Source organism: Paenibacillus mucilaginosus 3016 (assembly GCF_000250655.1).
Taxonomy (GTDB): domain Bacteria; phylum Bacillota; class Bacilli; order Paenibacillales; family NBRC-103111; genus Paenibacillus_G; species Paenibacillus_G mucilaginosus.
The window spans coordinates 8,636,046-8,651,457 of record NC_016935.1 but is presented as its reverse complement, the minus strand read 5'-3'; the positions used below and the strand labels follow the sequence as shown (position 1 = coordinate 8,651,457).

Here is a 15,412-nt window from a genome sequence, read left to right as displayed (position 1 = left end):
GGGGAGAAGCACGATGACAGAGGAACATATCAACGCATTCGAAGCATTGGAAGGCCGGGCTGCGGCCCTCTCCGGTCCGAAGCAGGAGTTGGCGCTTGCGATCATCGCCGAGCTGAAGCGGACAGGCTATACGGGCCGTACTTATTTGGACGACGGGATCAAAGCGCTGCATGCTTTGGCGGAGGGGGACGGCAGCCGGCTGCTTGACCCCTTGGCAGAGCTGGCGGGGGAGCTGCTCGGTTCCTACGAAAGAGACGTGATGGCTTATATCCTGGCCCACCAGACGGAATATCCCTACACGGTGGGGTATTACAGGAGACCGCTGCGCACCACCGAGATCGGAATGCATAGGGACGGCGCTATCCATAAGCTGGTTGACCTGGCGAAGCTGCATCACAAGAGATTCCGTATCCTGGATTATTTGACGGCGCCCTCCGAGGAACCGCACCGCCATGATGTCATCAGCGATATTCTCGCTTACGAGCTGGACCGCGGGAATGATCAAGTGCTGGCGGCCGTTAAAGGCATCCTCTACGGGGATAACAACACGGCGCTGCTCAACCGGCGGATCATCAAAGGCCTCTTCCTCTGCCATCTCCCGGAGGCTTATCAAATGATGGGCGACATGCTGATCGCCGCCAGGCTCCAGGAGGGCCTGAGACAGAGCATCGTGGAGACGGTGGACGAGGGCACGCTGGATGCGATGGTGTACATGCTGGACATCATCGTGAAGAACGACTTTGGCCGGTTCAGCTCTGTGGAGAGGGCGTTCAATGTGTGGACCGGGCTCGGGCTCGGGACGGCACAGAGCCGGGTGCTTAAGCTCTGCCTGGAATATGCTCAACGGTGCCTGGCCGACGAAGAGCTGTGCGAAGCGTGGTCCCGGAGCAGCGACGTCCTGAAGCTGTATCTGAGCTTGTGGGCCACGGGGATGCGCGACGAATCGAAGATTCCAGAGCGAATTCACGCGATCTTGGACCACGGGGAAGTGTACCAGAAGGCCGCCGCCTTGTATTACTTGGACCAGAGCCAGAACAACGAATTGAAATATGAGGTGGCCCGGCATCATCTGGATGAGACCGATCCGGAGCTTCAAGCGCTGCTCATCACCAATTACGCCTTCCGGGTCCGTTTCTGGGGGGAAGAAGGACATCCGATGGAGCTCGAGCGAACCCCGAGCCTGGAAGACGCGGGCGAGCGCAGGAGGCAGTTCGGCCAGCTGAAGTCGATGCTGCTCGCCATGCCGCAGAAGGAGATGAACTTCCCTTCGCGCGTGTTCGAGTGGTTGTGGGTCGTTCATTCCACCGATGCCATCGCGAGGAAGATGATGTATCTTGCCGCCTATGCCTTCGAGACCGAATTTGTCGAGGAGCTCATAGCACTCCAAGATCACGTCAGCCCCGATGTCCGCGATGATGTATTGAAGCACTTGGTCAAGGACTTTACCCAGCCCGTTCAGCGGGCGTTCGTCTTCGAGTGCTTGGCCGACAAGAGCATGACCATCCGGGAAACAGCGTTGGCCAAACTCAAGAAGATGAAGCTGGCCCCCTCCGAAGTGGAGATCGTGGAGGGAATTCTGAAGCTGAAGACAGGAGCGCTCCGGCAGAGCGCAATCACGATTCTGCTGGGGCTTGAGCCGTATGAGCTGCGGGAATCCCTTGAACGGCTTCTTGGCAGCGGCCAGGAGCTGCAGCGGCTCGGGGGGCTTGAAGTGCTCTGCCAGGTGAAGGAAGACAAGGAGCGCCTGGCCTCATTCGGAGACATGGGGGCTCTGACCGCCCTGGTGCAGCAGCCGACGAAGAAGGAACGTACGCTGCTGGGGAGGCTGAGCCAGCAGGAAGAGCACGGGCTGCGCGACGGCTTTGGGTTATTCGACCCGGCCGCCGTCCGGGGGCCGAAGCGGATGCCCCCTTGCCCGGACACCGGCGTCCGGTCGTTCTTCACTCTGTCCGCCGAGCGGATCAAGGCATTCCTCGGGGCCTTGTCCGATCTTGTACATGAACATAGGGAGCACGAGTACGAGGTATCTTGGTATTCGGGGAACAAGGAGTCGGTACTCGTCGGCACCCGATTGACCCACAAGCGGTATTTCCATGACATGCGGGAGGGCGAGAAGCGGATGGACGGCTACCCCCTTGCCGACGTATGGAACGGCTATTTGGCCGGGAGCGGCTTCGGGGCCGAAGAGCTCCTTCAGACCGCTTTTTACTGCCGGCACCATGATGACCTGTACCGGTACTATACGGACAGCCTGGAATATTGGAGAGAGGAGCGCTATAAGGATATCGATACGTGGGGCAAGCCCCTGATGGCCGAGCTCTACCCGGTTGATACGCTGGTTGAGATGCATGCTTTTCTGGAGAAGCTGGCGTACGCTCCCCAGGTGCTTGAGCTGCTGGAGGCTTATGTGGAGGACAGCGAGTCGGCGGCGCGGTTCGCTTGGGCCGGTAGAGTGCTGAATCCGATCGTCCGCCGCTTGGAGGAGGAAGCAGACCGTATTCCTGAGGATCAGGGATACACCCTCCAGCTGTTCGCTTATCCTTGGCTTGGCTGGCTTCGCCAGACGGCCTCCAGCGATGCCTCCTTTGCGGAATACTTTGCCTACGGCTTCAATCTGTATACCTTCTCGGGCTGCTATGCCTTCCAGCCGGATACCGAAGAGCTCGCCCGGGCCTATGAGCTGGGTCTGGTCAGCGAGGAAGAGATATACCAAGAGTGCATGATCCGCAAGAGCAGCGGGCGGCGGATTGGGGACCTGACGGATTCGAAGCTGGACATCGTACAGAGCTATCCGTCGCTGGCCCCGCTGAAGGAGCGGATGATCCGGAGAATTCTGGACATCGAGCTCAATCGGGGAGACCTGGCGACCGAGGTGACAAGGCTCGCGCTGAGTATCCGGTATATGGAGGGTATGGACGATTTTGTGGCCCTTCTCTCGAGACTGGACCGGGAATCCTTCATCCGAGGGTACATCTACGGCGGCGGGGAGAAGACCACCAGGAAGGAAAGCTTGTCTTATCTGCTGCGCATCTGCCACCCGAAGGAAGGGGAGGGCGAACAGCACCTCCGGGAGAAGCTCCAAGGCCGCGGAATCACCGAGAAACGGCTGCTGGAGGCCGCCATGTATGCGCCGCAGTGGCTCGATATCATAGCGAAGCACCTGAAGTGGGAGGGGCTGCGCAGTGCCGCTTGGTATTTCCATGCGCATATCAACGAGACGTTCTCGGCAGAGAAAGAAACGGTGGTGGCGCATTATTCCCCTATCGCCTCCCAGGATTTCAATGACGGGGCGTTCGATGTGGAGTGGTTCAAAGAGGCTTACGGTGAGCTCGGCGAGGAGCGCTTCGGCATTCTGTACGACTGCGCGAAGTATATCTCGGCGGGTGCTAACCACCGGAGGTCGCAGCTCTTCGCCGATGCGGTGCTGGGCCGTCTGGATGCAGGCGAGATGAGCGGGTCCGCGTTGTCCAAGCGCAACAAGGACCACCTGCTCTGCTACAGCCTGATCCCTCTGGGAGAGCCCCATGAGCGCGAGGGAGAACTGCTGCGCCGGTATGAGTTCATCCATCGCTTCCTGAAGGAGAGCAAGAAGTTCGGGGCGCAGCGACGGGCAAGCGAGGCCAAGGCCGGCGGGATCGCGCTGGACAATCTCGCGAGGAATGCGGGATACCCGGACGTCATCCGGATGACCTGGGATCTCGAGGCCAAGAAGATCCAGGAGATGCTGGAGGATCTGGAGCCCCAGCCGCTGGACGACCTGACGGTCCGCATAACCATTGACGATGAAGGGACAGCCGAGCTCGAGGTGACCAGCAAAGGCAAGGTGCTGAAATCGGTCCCTGCGAAGTATAAGAAGCATGAGCGGATCCTGGAGCTGAGGGAGAAAGCGGCCGAGCTCCGCAGCCAGTACAAGCGGGCGAAGGAGGAGCTGGAGCGTTCGATGACCGCCGGAAGCACGTTCACGGGAGCCGAGCTCGCAGGTCTCATGACCAGCCCCGTGATTGCCCCGCTGCTCCGGGCCCTGGTGTTCGAAGCGGGAGGCCGCCTCGGATTCTACGCAGAGGGCCTGCTGGAGGATCCGCAGGGAGTGAAGTATGAGATCGCGGCACAAGATGAGCTGCGGATCGCCCACCCGGTTCATCTGCTGGAGAGCGGGTCCTGGGGCACGTATCAGAAGCACCTCTTCGACCGGGCGATCCGGCAGCCGTTCAAGCAGGTATTCCGGGAATTGTATGTGCCGAATCCGGATGAACTGGCGGCAGGAACGCTCTCCCGCCGCTATGCCGGGCACCAGATCCAGCCGCGGAAAGCCGCCGCCCTCCTGAAGTCCCGGTCATGGACGGCAAGCTACGAAGAAGGCCTGCAGAAGGTGTACTACAAGGAGAACATCATCGCCCGGGTCTACGCGCTGGCCGATTGGTTCTCGCCTTCCGAGGTGGAGAGCCCGACGCTCGAGACCGTCGGGTTCTTCCACCGGCGGACCTATGAACCGCTGGACATCGGCGCCATTCCTCCGCTGATCTTCTCGGAGGTCATGCGGGATGTCGACCTGGTGGTCAGTGTGGCGCACGCCGGTGCAGTTGACCCGGAAGCGAGCCTGACGACCATCGAACTGCGAAGAGCCATTGTGGCCGAGTCGCTGCGGCTGCTTAAGATTACGAATGTACGGCTGGAGGGCAACTTCGCCTTGATCGCCGGAAGCCTCGGGGAATACAGCGTTCACCTTGGCAGCGGGATGGCATACAAGATGGCCTCCGGAGCCCTGTATATCATTCCGGTACATTCCCAGCACCGGGGCCGGATCTTCCTTCCGTTCATGGATGAGGATCCGAAGACGGCCGAGATCCTGTCCAAGATCACCATGCTGGCACAGGATACCAAGCTGAAAGATCCGAGCATTCTCGCACAGCTCACCTCTTAGCAACCAGGCACCTTTCTTCCGCTTTTTTTGCGGAGGAAGGTGTTTTTTTCATGCGCAGTAACATTCAGTTAACGTTCAGGTTCCGCTAAGGATGAGCTCAGCGGGGGCTCCGCAGGCGACAGCTCCGGCAGCGGAGGCGGCATGGGCGGCGGCCCAGGCGGACCGGAATCGCAGATGCAGGCGCAGGGCAGCCTCAGCGAAGCGATCGCTTCGGGCGTGGCGCTGCTCGTGCTCCTGGCGGCTTGCCTCATCGTCACTTTCTATAAGCGCACCCGGCTGTAGAACAGCCAGTAAGCAGGAAGGACTTCTCTCCAGTGACGGGGAGGAGTCCTTTTTTGGTATGCCGACAGTATTGATATGATGTGCAGTTAGGGAATGGGCGTGGGGTGGAAGAGCACAGCGCCCTATTCGCTTATCCCCCCGCCTCATGAAGCCCGAACCGCTCATACAGCCGCCGCAGAGGCTGCGGAGCCCACCAGTTCGCCTCACCTGCGAGCCGCATCAGCGCGGGTACGAGAATGGCGCGGATCAGCGTGGCGTCCACAATCACCGCAAGGGCCATGCCGACGCCCAGCATCTTCAGCAGCACCACGCTGCCGGATGCATAGGCCGCAAAGGAGAGGGCGAGAATGCCCGCCGCAGCCGACACGAGCGGGGCGCTCCGCTGAATGCCCGCTGCTACGGCCCGCGTGTTATCCCCCGTGCGGTCATACTCTTCCTTGATGCGGGAGAGGATGAACACTTCGTAATCCATCGAGAGGCCGTAGGCGATGCAGAACATCAGGATGGGGATGCTGGGCTCGATCGTGCCGATGGAGGTGAAGCGGAGCAGGCCGGAGAGATGGCCGTCCTGGAACACCCAGACGAGCCCGCCGAACATGACTGAGAGGCTGAGCAGGTTCAGCACGGTCGCCTTCAGCGGTAGGAGCAGGGAGCCGGTCATCAGGAAGAGGATCACGAAGGTTGCGCCCAGGATGAGGCTGAGCACCAGGGGAAGCCGCTCCACCAGCGAGGCCCGGTAGTCGGCCAGCTCCGCCGGGAATCCGCCGATCCTCACCTCGAACGGCGCAGGCACCGCACGGACACCTTGAAGCAGGCCGTCCGAATTCTGCTCGAGGGCGGCGACCGACGGAATCGCGGCGAACCATGTGCCGCGCTCGCTCGCGAAACGCTCATGCGATGCAGTTCGTTCGATGATCCTCACGCCCCCGGCATAGGTGCCGGCCCAGGAGTCGACCTGAGTGATGCCAGGCACCCGCGACAGCTCGGCGGCATAGCGTTCGATGTCCGCGAGCCGGCCGGCAGGGCGGCCGGTCCCCAGGGCGGCCACCTGAATGGCATCCGCTTCTTCGGCTTCGAAGCCGGTCCGCACGGCATCCTGGGTGACCCGGGAGGAGGCGGAGGCAGGCAGCATCCGGTCGTCGGGCAGCCCGAAGTGCAGTCCGGCAGCGGGAGAAGCGAGGAGCAGCAGCACAAGCAGCGCGGCTCCTCCGGCGGCCCCGGGACGGCGCATGGTCGCCATGGCGGTCCGGTACCAGAAGCCGGACGGCGTATCCGAGCCGGCGGTGCGCTTTTGCTGCGGCCCCCGGCTGACCCTGCCGCCAAGGAGGGCCAGAGCTGCGGGAAGGAACACGACCGCGCCCAGCATCCCCGAGAGGACGACCAGGACACCGGCATAGCCGAGCGAGCGGAGGAAAGGGAAGGGGAAGAGCAGCAGCGCCAGCAGCGATACCGCCACCGTGGCTCCGCTGTAGATCACCGTGCGTCCGGCCGTATCCAGGGTTCGGGCCAGGGCGTGGGGTATGCTCTGCTCTGCATCCCATTCCTCACGGAACCGGGAGATGATGAAGAGGCTGTAGTCGATGCCGAGGCCGAGACCCATGACGAGCGTGAGGTTCATGGCGAAGGTGGACACTTCCGTGAAGCGCACGATAACGCCAAGGGCCGCGAGGGTGAGGACCATCGAGAAGAGACCTGCCCCGACCGTCAGGAGGGCGGCGCTCCACCGGCGGTAGAGCAGGAGGAGCAGCAGCAGGACTGAGGGCAGGATGATCAGCTCGGCGCGGAGGAAGTCCTGCCGGGCGAATTCGCCTACCTGGCGGAACACTTCCTCCTGTCCGCCGACCTGCACGCGCAGCAGCTCATGGTCCAGCGTGTAGCGCGGGGACAGCCCGGCGAGGGCCGTGCGTACCTCAGTGGCGCTGCCGTAGAGCCGGGCGGTGACCAGAGCCTGGCTGCCATCCCGGCTGCGCAGGGCCGGGGATTCGCCTTGCGACCAATAGGAAGAGGCCTCTGCGATGCCTTCCTCGGCGGCAAGCTTCCGGGTCAGGGCCAGCCCGGCTTCCCGGACCTCGGGGTGATCGACGTTCCCCGACTTGGCGGTTACGACCAGAATGAGGTTGGCGCTGCCGGCGCCGAATGCTTCATGAAGCAGCTCCCGGGTCTGCACGGATTCGGAACCGGGAGCCTCATAGCGGGACAGCGTCAGCTTGGCGGGTGTGCCAGCCCCGGCGAGGACCGAGACGATCAGCAGGATCAGTCCGGAGAGAACGGCGGTCCGGCGCCGCCGGGCCAGGAAGAAACCAAGGCGTGCGAGCAGAGAGGGGGGCGGGAGGACAGGATCTTTCCCTGAAGCGGGAGGAGAGGCCGTCATGAGTTTATCAGCTCCTTGAATAAATATATAAACTAGATATAATATATATTTAGTTTATATATTACGTCAATCCCGCTTCCGCCGGTTTTGCCCCGAGAGCGTTTGACATCCCGGACGAACCCGGTATAGTAGTAGGTAATTCAGGCGGAAGAGCGGGTAAGCGTATGAGTTATTCATTGGCATATTATCAAGGTATCGGCGTTGTCATTCTCACTGCCGTTAAGGTGGAGCGGGGCATCTATGACTACGTCCCCTCCCGCCAGATCTCCGAGATGCTGGCGATTCCCCTGCCGACCACGGTCAAGATTCTTCAGACCTTGAACCGGGCAGGCATTCTGGAGACCAAGGAAGGCTCGAAGGGCGGCGTCCGGCTCGCGAAGCATCCGGATGAGATCACGCTGCTCGATGTGTTCACGGCCATTGAGGCGGACCGCCCCCTGTTCCGGATGGAATACCCTTCGGATCTGACAGGCCCTATCGCCCAGGAAGCGGGCCGGAATGTCACGTTGGCGCTCCACCGCTCCGAACAGGCGATGAGGGACAGTCTGGCCGCTGTGACCATCTCCAGTCTGTATCCCCGGGAGCCGCAAACGGAGCCGGATCAGGACTAGACAAGCAGCATCACCACGGAGCTGAGCTTCTTTGATCTGATGACGGCGCACCTTTCTTTAACGGCTGACCAGCCGGCCGCCTGGCACGGAGACCCTCTCCAGACTGCGAAATAATACACGTTTTATCGGTGTCGTTCTTAACAGAAATGGTTCTCTCCTTCGTGTACTATAGGTTCATAAGAAGCGAACAGCACAAAGGAGAGATGAACAATGAAAAACGTACGTATCGCAGCAATGGCAATGGCTATGGTGGCCGTAGTGGCACTGGGTGTAGGAGGCATCGGCGCAGGTGAGGCGGATGCGATGTACTACGGCTACGTTCCGAACGGCATGGGAGAAACCCTCGAGATGGCTTACTGGTGGTACTTCCTGAGATAATACCGATATCTGCAGCAGCGCCCGGCCCCCGCGGCCCGGGCGTTTTTTTTAGATATTAGATTTCAGCGAAGCCGAAGCTTTCTTATATCGCAAGAAAAACTTCATATGAACCATGGATGTACTTCTTCGAAAAGACCCCGATCAGGGGTTTTTCTTATTTTCACCCCGCACGGTCGTTATTCGGCTGTACTTGGGAGCAAACTGTTAAAGGGAACAGAGGGGCGGACTCGGCTATTGACATGAAACCAAAAGGTGCCGTATTATAAAGCGAAACCATTTGGTTTCATATTGCGGCGAAAGGACAAGATGAGATGGAAGAACTGCTGAAGAAGCTGCGGTATAAAGAGGGACGGGCTCTGGTGCTCAATGCTCCGGAGGGGTACCGCCTTGGAATCGAGGAGAACGGCGAACCCGGGGGAACGTATGACTTCGTTCAGCTCTTCGTGGGCAGCAGCGAGCAGGTGCACGAATGGGTGCCGCGCACGATTCCTTACCTGAAGGAGGACGCGCTGTTCTGGATCACCTTCCCGAAGATGAGCTCGAAGATCAAGACGGACATTAACCGGGACATCCTGTTCAAGCTGGTCGAAGGCATATCGTTTTACCGTCCGGTCAGCAATGTGGCGGTCGACGAGCAGTGGTCCGCGCTCCGCTTCCGGCATCAGGATAAAGTGAAGAAGAAATAAGAAAACCCTACATAGGAGGTAACACGAGCATGACAGCTAATACAGACAACAACCTTCCGGATATCCGCCAAACCCAGGTATTTAACGCACCGATCGACAAAGTATGGAGTGCTGTCGCGACAGCCGAGGGCATTGCCGCCTGGTTTATGCCGAATGACTTTCAGCCGGTGGAAGGCCATGAGTTTCACTTGGAGGCGGGGCCGTTCGGCAAGTCGCCCTGCAAGGTGACGTCGGTTACCCCTCCGACCGGGCTGTCGTTCCGCTGGGGCCAGGATTGGACGCTGAGCTTCGAGCTCAAGGATCTTGGCGGCAAGACGGAATTCACGCTGATTCACTCCGGCTGGGATCCGGAGAAGGTTACGGAGTTCGGCGAGACACACCGCGTCGTCCGCGAGCGGATGTCCCAAGGCTGGGTCGGCATCGTACAGAAGCTGGCCGGCTATGTCGAGGGCGGAGCGTAGGCCGTGTCCGCGCAGCCGAAGCATGATGTCTTCCAGGCGGTGGCTGATCCGACCCGCCGTCAACTGCTGCAGCTGCTGGCCGGCCGGGAGCTCCCGGTTACGGCCATCTCCAGCCACTTTCCGATCAGCCGGACAGCCGTCTCCAAGCACCTGCGCGTGCTTGCAGAAGCAGGCCTGGTCAAGGAACGGAGGATCGGGCGCGAGACACGCTACCGGATGGAAGCGGAGCCGCTGCTTGAGCTGAAGAAGTGGCTCGACTTCTATGAGCGGTTCTGGGAGAACAAGCTCGAGGCGCTCCGGCGGTATGTGGAGTCCGGTGAGCCGGAGGGGGATAGCTTGGGCGGTCCCCGCGGGATCCCAGGAGCTGCGGATGAAGAACGGCCCTAGGGGCCGGAAGTGTAATGATGTGAAAGAGACAGAGCGTTTGCCTCTCGGCGGACGTTCTTTTTTTGTTCTTTTAAACGAACATTCAACGGACCTTCAGCGTTCTTTCAGGTTGGCGGGATATGATGGGGGCGCAGGACCTATTCTGGTAACAAGGGAGAGGGAAACATGAACGCATCCTCCGTGTCAAGCATTTCCTATACGGCTGCGGCCCGTACCGTGGACACGAACGACCTGGAGAAGCAGAAGTCCCGGCTGCAGGCCGAAATCAGGCAGTGGCAGGAGAGCAAGGAAGACGAGAAAACCAAAACGCTCAAAATCACGCAGCTGCAGATGCAGATCGAGCAGATTGAACGGCAGATCGCAGAGCGCAAAGCGGAGTCGAAGTCCGCGCAGGGGGCTTCTTCGTCCCTGAACGGGAATGCGGAGGCTGCTTCGGAGCTCCGAAGCCTCTATGGCGTCAATACCGGCTCCGCGACGAATCCGAACGGTACGTTTGACGTCCGGATCTAGGCTCGATGAGCACCACCTTTCAGGGAATCCTCAGCGGAGACTCATGAAGCCTTCAGCTGCCGCTCAGAAGAGTTTCAGGCAGGGGCCTTATGCTGATTCTCGTAACAACATTCCCATTCGAGAGGTGGAATTCATAACCATGAAAGCACTCAACCGCAAAATTCTCGCAGGTACCCTTTTGACATCTGTCGTATTTGGTTCCGCTCCGATCTTACATAACGAGGCGTTCGCCGCCACAAGCACGTCTTCCGTGCAGGCCGGAGTGAAGGCTGGGATGCAGAGCGGCCAGCGCGGTCCGCAGGGCGGCTTCGGCTTCGCAGGCAGTGATGTGACTGCCGAAACCGCCGTGCTGCTTGGCGTGGAGGAGAGCGTCATTACGGCGGCTCTCCAGGAGGGGCAGACGCTCGTGGAGATCGCCGCGGCCTATGGATTCAGTGAGCAAGATTATCTGAAAGGGCTGACCGCCGCGCTGACCGCGAAGATTAACGCCGAACATACGGCTGGGACCCTCACGGACGAACAGGCGGAGAATATGAAGACACAGCTGCCGGAGCGGTTGAAGCGCCAGGCGGCAGGCGAATTCGATGGTGCGGCGGGGACCGCAGAAGGCGGCCGGGGAATCGGCATGGGAGCCAACCTGACCGCATATGCCGCCGAGGTATTGGGAGTGGAGGAAAGTACGATTACAGCCGCCATGAAGGAGGGCCGGACGCTCGCGGTTTTTGCCGAGGCACAGGGTATGAGCGCAGAGGACTTCCGCGCGGCGGTGACTGCGGCGCTCACAGCGGAGATTGAAGCGAAGCTGGCGGACGGTACGTTCACTGAGGCGCAGGCTGAAGAGCAGAAGTCCGCCTTGTCCGACCGCGTGAAGCGGCAGATCGAGGGCCAGGGCGGCGTACGTCCGGACACGTCCGGGGAAGTGCAGGAGCCCGGTACGGCGGCAGGACAAGCCAAAGGCAGTGCCGCTAAGCTGAACGGGGCGGCCCAGGCGGGTCAAGTAGAGCTGACGGATATCGGCAGCCACTGGGCGGTCGGCAGCATCCGGAACCTGGTGAAGAAGGGGATCCTGCAGGGAGACGACAACCAGCGGTTCAACCCGGATAACACCGTAACCCGGGAAGAGCTGGCTACGATGGTGACCCGCAGCTTCGACCTGAGCGCAGAAGCCTCCGCCGAGAGCCGCGACTATGCGGATGTGGATCAGAACCGCTGGTCGTACAAGGACATCGAAGCCTCCCGGGAATTCTTCGACCTGAAGAGTGATGCGTCAGGCAAAGCGAGCTTCCAGCCAAGTGCCGGCGCGAAGCGGGAGGACGTGGCCGTCACCCTGGTGAAGGTGCTCCTGAAGCAGAACCCTTCGATGAACCTGCTGAGCGAGACCGAGGCCGATGAGCTGCTGAAGAGCCGGTTCAAGGATGCGGACAGCATTCCGGCGGAGCTGCGCCCGTACATCGCCACTGCGGTGAAGTCGGAGCTGATCCAGGGCGACGATGAAGGCAACTTCGCGCCTTCGAAGACGATTACGCGCGCGGAAGTGGCGGCGCTGCTCGACCGTCTGCTGGGGGAAGAAGAGACCGAGTAATACGGACGGAATAGATGCGGTGTTCCTGTGAAGGTGAACCCGCAATACCCGGAGCCGCGGCGGCTGATTGCCGCGGCTTATTTATTTTGGACATGAAGGAAGCGGGGGGACGGCAGACCGCCGCCCGTTATCGTCCGTAACCTGGGGTTCACCATCGCTCCGATCCCGCCGTCCCGTCTTCAAAAAAATTAATATTAGGCGGAAAGTAGTTTATAATGGGGTTTACTATATCTTTGGAAACACGGGTGGGATGGTGTAATGGGGCTGCCGATCGGCGATGTGGTATTGTCCGGCGGGATTCTGGACGACAGCCGGATCCTCAGGCGTGAAATTCTCTATACGGGAATGAACGGGAAGCAGGTGGAACGCTTCTATGTGTCTCCATCGGAGAGCTATGTCTTCAAGCCGCTGACCCACAACGGACAGAGCGGCAGGGAGCGCTGGGTGTACGATCAGGTGCTGCAGAGCCTGCCTCCGATTTATCCCCGCCTGCTGGCCAGGTCCGCAGACGAAGCGGGGGAGGACGGCTGGCTCATCTTCGAAGACATGGGCCCCATGCAGCATACCTTCCGCGAGGACATTGTGCTCCGGGTGGCCGAGGAGATGGCGGGCTGGCATGCCTCGCCGGCCGAGAAGTGGATCGAAGCGCCCCTGAAGGGACACAAGCCTTCGATCGAGGAGATGACCGGCGACCTGCTGCGCAGCCAGGGCGCACTGCCTCCGCTGGTGGCTGCAGAGCCTGCAGCGGCGGAGCTATTGCAAGGGCTTCTGGACCGGCTGGAGAGCTGGGAGTGGAGCCGGAAGCGGGTGCTCTCCCACGGGGATCTGCATCTCGGCAACTACGCGCTGATGAACGGCAGGCTGATCGTGCTCGACTGGGAGCATGCGCATCTGAATATCCCCTACTGGGACCTGTACCACCTGGTGGACTTGTCCCATCCCCTGTTTCCGAAGCAGGTGACGGAGGAGATGCGGGAGAAGGCGCTGGAGACGTATCTCGGCTGCACCGGTGCCCCGCCTCTGGAACGGGCCGGTTTCAAGAGGGAGTACTATTTGTTCTCGGCGGTATTTTCTCTCTGGATGCTGAGGCTGATCGCAGGCGATCTGCAGCGGGAGAGCGGCCCTTGGAGCCGGGCCGAGCTGGAGCAACAGCGGGAGGAGACGCTGGAGAGTTTCATCCAATGCGCACGTCATAACGCCTAGGGCATGGAATATATACAGGTGGGACAGGAGTGAAGGTAAGGCATGACCAAAGTAGGCTTGGTGATGAGAAAAATCCAGTTTACCGAAGCGCAGGGCCCCCGGGTCTTCGCGGAGCGGCTCAAGAGGCTTGCCGGCGAACTGGGCGTGGAGATCGTGTTCATTTCGCCGGAGCGGCATGTGAGCGGGTACGACTGGCTGCCGGGGTACGAGCATGAGAAGGGCGATCTGGTGAACTACGATATCGTCCTTGACCAGATTTACCGGGAGAACATCGAGCATGTGATTTATACGGTATCGGGCTTCACGTTCCTCAAGATGTTCCTGAAGAACAGCGTGCTCTTCCCGCACAGCTTCCCGGACCCCGCACTGACGGGCTATGAGATGATGAAGCCGTTCTATTCCATCGTGGACAAAGCCGTCGTGTCAACGGAGTTCCTGAAGCGGGAGCTTGCACGGAATTTCGGCGTGACCGATGTCAACGTCATTCCGATCGGCTTCAGCGAGGAGCTGGCGGAGAAGCACTTCGACCCGTCGCAGATCGTGGAGAACCGGGTGCTGTGGATCGGGCGGGACGAGGAGAACCGGCGGCCGGATCTCGTGCTCGAGTATGCGAGGCAGAACCCGGATAAGGAAGTGTTCATGGTCTTCGGGGGCCGGCGGTACGAGGAGAGCATGAAGCGGTACAGCATCCCGAACAATGTGAAGCTGCAGTTCGCCCTGACCCAGGATGAGATCTTCGCCCTGATGAACACCGCGAAGGTGTACTGGAGCTGCTCGAAGTTCGATACCTTCGCGATGCCGCTGACCGAAGCGCTCGCCATGGGCAAGATTGTCGTGAAGCCGGAGCATCCGTGCTACGACCACATCTCTTCGCGCCATTCGTTCGCCGGCAATGAGAAGAACTGGTTCGAGCTCGTGAATATGGCCGTGGCTTCCCCGATGAAGGCCTCGATGGACAATCGGGAATATGCGTTCAGCCGGTTCTCGAGCCGGGTGATGAAGGAAGGCTACCGGGACTTTTTCTCGGCTTGGCTGAAGTAGCGCAGGGAAGTAAGGAGAGCGGGTATCGTATCGGAACAAGCCAGTGCTTAGCTGTACAAAAAAGAGAAAACCCAATACAGCAAAGAGCCCCTTTCCGCTTCTATCCGCAGAAAGGGGCTTAGTTCATGGCTTCGCTTCAGGACCGCAGCTTCGCCAGATCGAACTGGGGCACGAGGCCTTCCTTCGCCGCCCGGCCGAGCAGCGCCTCAATGGCCGCATAGCCGCTCTCACCGAGATCGGCCGTGAACTCGTTCACGTAGAGGTCGATATGCGCCTGGGCGACCTTAGGGTCGAGCTCCTGCGATTTGCTCAGCACGTAATCGCGGGAGACCTCGGGATGGGCCCATGCATATTCGACTGACGCGCGGATCCAGCCGGCGAGAGCCTCCCGGTCCATAGAACGGCGCGCGATGATCGCCCCGAGGGGGATCGGCAGGCCCGTATCCTGCTCCCACCAGCTGCCGAGGTCGGTCAGCAGGGTGAGGCCGTAGGACGGATACGTGAAGCGGGCCTCGTGAATGACGAGCCCGGCATCGATGCGGCCGTCGCGGACCGCGGGCATGATCTCGTGGAACGGCATGACGACGATCTCGCCTACGCCGCCCGGCACGTTCTGGGCTGCCCACAGCCGGAACAGCAGGTAGGCGGTCGAGCGCTCGCTCGGTACGGCCACCCGCCTGCCGGAGAGGGCTGCCGCCCCGAGCGCCCCCGCTTCCGGGGAGGCGGTCAGCACGAGCGGGCCGCAGCCGCGGCCGAGCGCACCCCCGCAGGGCAGGAGGGCATACTCGTCCAGCACCCATGGGAGCGCAGCGTAGGAGAGCTTGATGACGTCCGGACCGTCTCCGGAGGCTGCAAGCGCGTTGGTGATGTCAATATCGGCGTACAGGACGTCCGGGACCGGAGCGCCCGGCACGAGGCCGTGCACCCAGGCATGGAACACGAACGTATCATTGGGGCAGGGACTAAAAGCAATCCGCAT

General features: G+C 60.8%; 13 protein-coding genes. 11 read left to right on the top strand and 2 right to left on the bottom strand.

Annotated features, from left to right (window positions below; genetic code table 11):
* The first annotated feature begins 13 nt into the window (after window positions 1-13).
* Both PM3016_RS36240 and PM3016_RS39065 read left to right on the top strand, forming a co-directional pair.
* Window positions 14-4,921 carry a DUF4132 domain-containing protein gene (locus PM3016_RS36240; RefSeq protein WP_014372740.1) on the top strand — a complete coding sequence of 1,636 codons (4,908 nt, stop codon included), beginning with the start codon at window positions 14-16 and terminating at the stop codon, window positions 4,919-4,921.
* 141 nt (window positions 4,922-5,062) lie between these two features.
* Window positions 5,063-5,203: a hypothetical protein gene (locus PM3016_RS39065; RefSeq protein ID WP_013921510.1), complete on the top strand. Its 141-nt coding sequence runs from the start codon at window positions 5,063-5,065 to the stop codon at window positions 5,201-5,203.
* Between the two features lie 130 nt (window positions 5,204-5,333).
* Here PM3016_RS39065 and PM3016_RS36235 read toward each other — a convergent pair whose 3' ends face one another.
* Complete coding sequence (locus PM3016_RS36235) at window positions 5,334-7,574, bottom strand: MMPL family transporter (RefSeq protein WP_014372739.1); 2,241 nt, start codon at window positions 7,572-7,574, stop codon at window positions 5,334-5,336.
* A gap of 164 nt (window positions 7,575-7,738) precedes the next feature.
* Here PM3016_RS36235 and PM3016_RS36230 point away from each other — a divergent pair, with 164 nt between their 5' ends.
* From PM3016_RS36230 to PM3016_RS36195, 9 genes are all read left to right on the top strand, one after another.
* A complete protein-coding gene (locus tag PM3016_RS36230; protein WP_014372738.1) occupies window positions 7,739-8,185 on the top strand; it encodes an RrF2 family transcriptional regulator in 447 nt (148 codons plus the stop codon).
* A gap of 210 nt (window positions 8,186-8,395) precedes the next feature.
* Entirely contained in the window at window positions 8,396-8,563 is a 168-nt protein-coding gene (locus tag PM3016_RS39060) for a hypothetical protein (RefSeq protein ID WP_013921507.1), read from the top strand.
* A gap of 311 nt (window positions 8,564-8,874) precedes the next feature.
* A complete protein-coding gene (locus tag PM3016_RS36225; protein ID WP_014372737.1) occupies window positions 8,875-9,249 on the top strand; it encodes a hypothetical protein in 375 nt (124 codons plus the stop codon).
* A 29-nt stretch (window positions 9,250-9,278) separates the two neighbouring features.
* On the top strand, window positions 9,279-9,710 hold the full coding sequence (locus tag PM3016_RS36220; RefSeq protein ID WP_014372736.1) for an SRPBCC family protein: 432 nt from the start codon (window positions 9,279-9,281) through the stop codon (window positions 9,708-9,710).
* A gap of 3 nt (window positions 9,711-9,713) precedes the next feature.
* Window positions 9,714-10,097, top strand: a complete 384-nt coding sequence (locus PM3016_RS36215) for an ArsR/SmtB family transcription factor (protein WP_013921504.1) — start codon at window positions 9,714-9,716, stop codon at window positions 10,095-10,097.
* 165 nt (window positions 10,098-10,262) lie between these two features.
* Window positions 10,263-10,607 (top strand): FlxA-like family protein, encoded by a 345-nt coding sequence (locus PM3016_RS36210; RefSeq protein ID WP_014372735.1) that lies wholly within the window; start codon window positions 10,263-10,265, stop codon window positions 10,605-10,607.
* Window positions 10,608-10,746: 139 nt separating this feature from the next.
* Window positions 10,747-12,189: an S-layer homology domain-containing protein gene (locus tag PM3016_RS36205; protein ID WP_014372734.1), complete on the top strand. Its 1,443-nt coding sequence runs from the start codon at window positions 10,747-10,749 to the stop codon at window positions 12,187-12,189.
* Window positions 12,190-12,447: 258 nt separating this feature from the next.
* Window positions 12,448-13,392: a phosphotransferase family protein gene (locus PM3016_RS36200; protein ID WP_013921500.1), complete on the top strand. Its 945-nt coding sequence runs from the start codon at window positions 12,448-12,450 to the stop codon at window positions 13,390-13,392.
* A gap of 42 nt (window positions 13,393-13,434) precedes the next feature.
* Window positions 13,435-14,433, top strand: coding sequence for a glycosyltransferase (locus PM3016_RS36195; RefSeq protein ID WP_014372733.1), 999 nt, complete (start codon window positions 13,435-13,437; stop codon window positions 14,431-14,433).
* Between the two features lie 136 nt (window positions 14,434-14,569).
* Here the strand turns inward: PM3016_RS36195 and PM3016_RS36190 are convergent, their stop codons facing one another.
* Window positions 14,570-15,412, bottom strand: a complete 843-nt coding sequence (locus PM3016_RS36190; RefSeq protein ID WP_013921498.1) for a 1,4-dihydroxy-6-naphtoate synthase — start codon at window positions 15,410-15,412, stop codon at window positions 14,570-14,572.